At 62.1% G+C, this 4,442-nt stretch carries 5 protein-coding genes and 1 pseudogene; all 6 read right to left on the bottom strand.

Translation table 11 applies throughout. The annotated features are described in order from the left end of the window. Positions 1–566: 566 nt before the first annotated feature. Positions 567–908: a type II toxin-antitoxin system PemK/MazF family toxin gene (locus tag F0Q45_RS24490; RefSeq protein WP_149656357.1), complete on the bottom strand. Its 342-nt coding sequence runs from the start codon at positions 906–908 to the stop codon at positions 567–569. Continuing rightward, on the bottom strand, positions 902–1,150 hold the full coding sequence (locus tag F0Q45_RS24495) for a ribbon-helix-helix protein, CopG family (protein ID WP_149656358.1): 249 nt from the start codon (positions 1,148–1,150) through the stop codon (positions 902–904). Before F0Q45_RS24495 ends, F0Q45_RS24490 begins: the two co-directional genes overlap by 7 nt. Before the next feature lie 162 nt (positions 1,151–1,312). Next, positions 1,313–1,729 carry a TA system VapC family ribonuclease toxin gene (locus F0Q45_RS24500; RefSeq protein ID WP_149656359.1) on the bottom strand — a complete coding sequence of 139 codons (417 nt, stop codon included), beginning with the start codon at positions 1,727–1,729 and terminating at the stop codon, positions 1,313–1,315. A 9-nt stretch (positions 1,730–1,738) separates the two neighbouring features. After that, complete coding sequence (locus F0Q45_RS24505) at positions 1,739–1,960, bottom strand: antitoxin (RefSeq protein WP_149656360.1); 222 nt, start codon at positions 1,958–1,960, stop codon at positions 1,739–1,741. 356 nt (positions 1,961–2,316) lie between these two features. Next, a complete protein-coding gene (locus F0Q45_RS24510) occupies positions 2,317–3,357 on the bottom strand; it encodes a lysophospholipid acyltransferase family protein (protein WP_149656361.1) in 1,041 nt (346 codons plus the stop codon). Between the two features lie 132 nt (positions 3,358–3,489). Next, positions 3,490–4,442, bottom strand: a pseudogene (locus tag F0Q45_RS24515) (MCE family protein); the annotation flags it as partial.

A 4,442-nucleotide genomic window follows, 5' to 3' on the forward strand; every position in this document is an offset into this window, starting at 1 on the left:
CACCAACCGCCAGTTCTACTGAGAAACTTGCGACGCTCCTAAGTCCGCCAGCTTTCTTGCGAAAACCGCCAGGTATAACGAGAAAGGACAGCGGGGAACGTCCGTGATTCATCAGATGAAAACGGCGTACTTAAGTTGACATAATGTCGCTTATCGGCACATAACTGTTGCGAGTTGCATCAGATGAAAGTGCTCGCACCCGTTGACGATTGGTGCTCGCACCCGTTGACGATTGGTATGTCTGGGCACGTCGCGGCAATGTTCGAAGATTTTCGCTCCCAAACGGGCCACCTACTCACTTGTGCATCCCGAGCTTGGCGTACATTTCAATCACTTAGTGAATGATTCGGGTGTTAGGTGAAATCATGAGCGCGGTCGGGCGATCGGCCCCATAGGCGGCGGCCGACCACCTGCGCTTCTCTCCGTCACACCACCGGCATTACGTCACTGTGACGAATTACTCTGTGCCGCAGGGCTATTCAAACTCCGCGCCCGGTCGGTAGTCGGCGCCGCCTCGGAGGGCCGCCGGTATGGCTGACGAGCTACCGGGGTTTATTCCTAGGGTTCTACGTCTGCACACGGCGAAGTCCGCGGTCGACCTCGTGCATCAGGCTGGGCGGTACATCCCCGACTCGATCGGTGAGGTCAGTCTTGTTCAGCGTGACAAGCGCCGTGACGTTGACAACCGAATCGCGTGGGAGCCCTGTTGCGGTTGCGGGCAAGAACACGTTGCCAGGCATCGTCGCCAGCGTGGTGTTTGAGGTGATTACCGCGGCGAGCACAGTCGCAAGGCGACTGGCGTTGTACGGATCGGATTGGACTACCAGCACCGGGCGGCGCTTGGCGGGGCGGCTTCCGGACGGCGGTCCAAGGTCAGCCCAGTAGATATCAGCGCGGTTCATCACCACTCATCGTCCACGGCGTCCAACACGCGACGCCCGATGGCAACGGCGGCGGTCTCCGCCTCGTCGGTGCCATGGAGGCGCCCTAGAGCACTGTCGATCTGTCCAGTCAGCGATTGGGCATCCAACTCGTCCAGGTAGCGCTGCACAGCTCGGGTGAAGAACTCGGATCGACTCATGCCAAGGTCACTCGCACGCTGGGAGACACGATCGAACGTCTCATCAGGGAGAGAGATAGCTGTTTTCATACAGGTAGTATAACCCGGTATAACCCCAGCGGGCTGACGTGGGGCGGTCGCTACGACCGACCAGCTCGGGCAACTCGCACCTCTGAAGCACGCACCATTACCAGTTGGCTGGGCCGATTAGATCGGCACAACTTATTTAAAACATCTCTGTGAACTCGCGGTTCAAAGCGTGGTCAACAGCTCAACATCGCGTCCGCGTGCGAGAGTCGCGATGGCGCCGTCGAAGGTTACAAGGCGGACTCCGCGACGGCGCGCGAGGGTAAGCAGGTGTGCGTCGGTCACTTGGCGGTGACCGAAGATTGTCGGAACGTCGTCGTCCACGAGTGACACGTCGTCGGAGAGGAACCGATGACCATCGGCATTGTGGAGGGTCGCAAGGACACGCCGCGCATCGGCCACGCCAATCGGGCACGGCAGCACCTTCGGGTTCGTCGACACACGGACGAAACCGCTTTCAGTGACCGAGCAGGTCGCCCAACCCTGCGACGCGTTGGTGGCAAACCATTCACGGATGCGCGCGTGATGGATGTGGGAGTCCCACGCCAACGCGACGAGCGCGTTGACATCGAGCAACGCCATAAGTAGCCGTTAGTTCTCGCCAAGCGCGCGCCGGACGATTTCCGGTGTGATCGGCGGCGTACCGGACGGTACGCGAATTACCGGCAGCCGGTCGTTGGTCTCAACACGTGCTGGAGTGAGGCCGCGGCGCGCCAGTTCAGAGATCACCGCACCCAGTGATCTCCGCTCGCTGGCGGCAAGTTCGCGCGCTGCGGCGACCACGTCGTCATCGATGTCGAGGGTCGTCCGCACGTTTTGATGCTACCGCATCAACGCATCACCTGTGCATTTGCCGTCTCAAATCCCACGTTCGACCGCTCAAAGCCCCTATGAATGCTCCTTGCCCGCTGACGGACAGCGTGCGGGCCATGGCCTGCTGTGTCGCCCACTCCCGCGCACCCGGTTAGCTATTGCAGACAATACGTCACTGTGATGAATTGTGGGGAACCCACTAACTTTGCGAAGAAACCGATTGATTGCTGGTCCGTTTTCATTTGATCTGACGCATTCTCATTTGATTGGCGCATCGGCGTGTCTTTCTCATTTGACGTGGTGGGCGCGCTAGTAAACCCGACCCACGGCGAACCTACGAGTCGATCCCTTAGCACTTATCCGAAGAAGATGTTGCGGCGGCGCAGTAGCAGCCAATAGAGCGTCTGCTGAATCGACTGCCGTACGTGATCAGTCAGTTCGAAGGTGACCGTCGGATCCTCGGCGTCGCCGGGACGGTAATCGGTGGTGTCGATAGGCGACCCGAACGCGATGTGCCATTTCGATGGCAGCGGCACTAGTCCCGCCGGGCCGGCCCACGGAAACAGCGGGGTGATCGGGAAATAGGGCAGGCCTAGCAACCGCGCCAGGAGCTTGACATCGGTCAGCATCGGGTAGCTTTCCTCCGAGCCCACGATCGAGCACGGAACGATCGGAGCCTTGGTAGCTACTGCCGCGGAAACGAAGCCTCCGCGACCAAACCGCTGCACTTTGTAGCGGTCCTTGAAGCACTTGCCTAAGCCCTTGTAGCCCTCCGGGAAAACTCCGACGATTTCGCCGGCCGCCAGCAGGCGGTGCGCATCCGTCGGGCAGGCCAGCGTGTGACCAGCTTTGCGGGCCACCCCGCCGACCACAGGCAAGTCAAAGCACAAGTCTGCGGCCAGCAGCCGCAGGTCCCGCATAGCCGGATGTTCGTCATGCACCGCGACAGCGGCCATCAGGGCATCGATCGGCAACACCCCGCCGTGGTTGGCCACCACCAACGCCGCACCGGTGTCAGGTAGGTTCTCGATGCCGCTGACCTCGACGCGAAACCACGAGCGGAACAAGAGTCGCAGGCAAGGCCGCACAATCGCAGTGTTGAAATCCGGGTCGTAGCCGAACTCGTCGACGCGGTAGTCCCCGGTTACCCGCTTCCGGAGGAACTGGGCGACCGCCACCACGCGATCGGCGAGTTCGTTAGTCGGCGCTCTGCCCGACAGCCTCTTGGCACGGTGCTCGTCGAGCTGGCGAACAACTGCGGCAGGGTGCTCGGCTGATGCCCTGCTCGAGGGGTTGAACTGCGGTGCGCGACGCCGGCTCTTAACCTGCCGACGGGCCCGCCGCTGGGCGGCTAGCCGATCCCGGTTGGTCTGCAGTGAAACAACATTGGTTAGCAACGGACATGCTCAATTCCCCCAACCCCGGATGCTTCGAAGTCTAGGCGCCGACCCGACGGGGCGCCTGCCCTGATAGCAGCATAAACGGACCAGCTCGACAATGGGAGCACCAATCTCTGAGCCAGCTGGGGCTCAGCCGGAGGGCGCCAGCATGTCCTTCCATCCGTCGTCTCCGGTCTTGGTCGAGTTCTCCACCAAGTACCTCACTCCGTCGGGCCCCACCAGCTCGCCGCTCTGCGGACTGTAGACCGCCGTGGGCCCGCTCGGAGTGTAGACACAGGGGTTGGGCTGCTGCCCGTTGCATTGAACGGTGCCTGATCCCGGCCGCGACAAGGGGTCGCTGATCGGTGGGGGTGACCCGCCGGGGGGCAGTCTGTCCGCCGGTGCGGGGTTCATGCCGTTGTTCACCGACGGTGCCGGAATCACCAAGCCTGGTTTCACCGGTTGATCACAGCGCGCTGCCGGCGCTGGACAGGTCACCAGCTGATTGGGGTCGCCATACCAAGGGTTGGTGCCTGAGGGAACGTAGGGCTTCGAATCGCGGCACTCCCGCGGCGTTGCGGCTCGTTTGCCGGGGACATCGACACACGGTAGGTTGCGCGCGCCGCGCACCGCGTTAGCCGGTGTGTCCTGCGGTATCTTGCAGTACGTTCCGGACGGCATTGGCGCCAGGCTGGTATCCGCTGGGGACCGCCATTGAGGTGCCGGGAGAAAACCGGTCAGACACGGCGGGGGCTGGTTGATCGTCAGGTGGGTGCCGAGCGCGGCGTAGCCCGGGAAAGGCGCTGTTACTGTTTGTCCTTCCGCGGCGCCCTGGGGATAAGCCACCAGCAGTTGCTCGACGCCCTTGTGGTAGCGCTTGAGCATGTCCAGCACAATCTCGAGATTGGCCAGTGTCTGCGGCAGCGACTCGCGGACGTCGCCGAACACCGCGTTGACCTGATCGGCGGTCGGCGCTGCTTGGGTCAGGATGCGTTGCACGTGCTCGTCGTTTTTCGCGCCCTGCTCGGCCAGGATGTTCAGGTTGTACGCCCAGCGCTGGATTGCGCCACCGGAGTTGACCTGGCTGTCGATGATCGGCGCAG

The sequence above is a fragment of the Mycobacterium simiae genome, assembly GCF_008370645.1.
In the GTDB taxonomy this organism is placed as follows: domain Bacteria; phylum Actinomycetota; class Actinomycetes; order Mycobacteriales; family Mycobacteriaceae; genus Mycobacterium; species Mycobacterium simiae_A.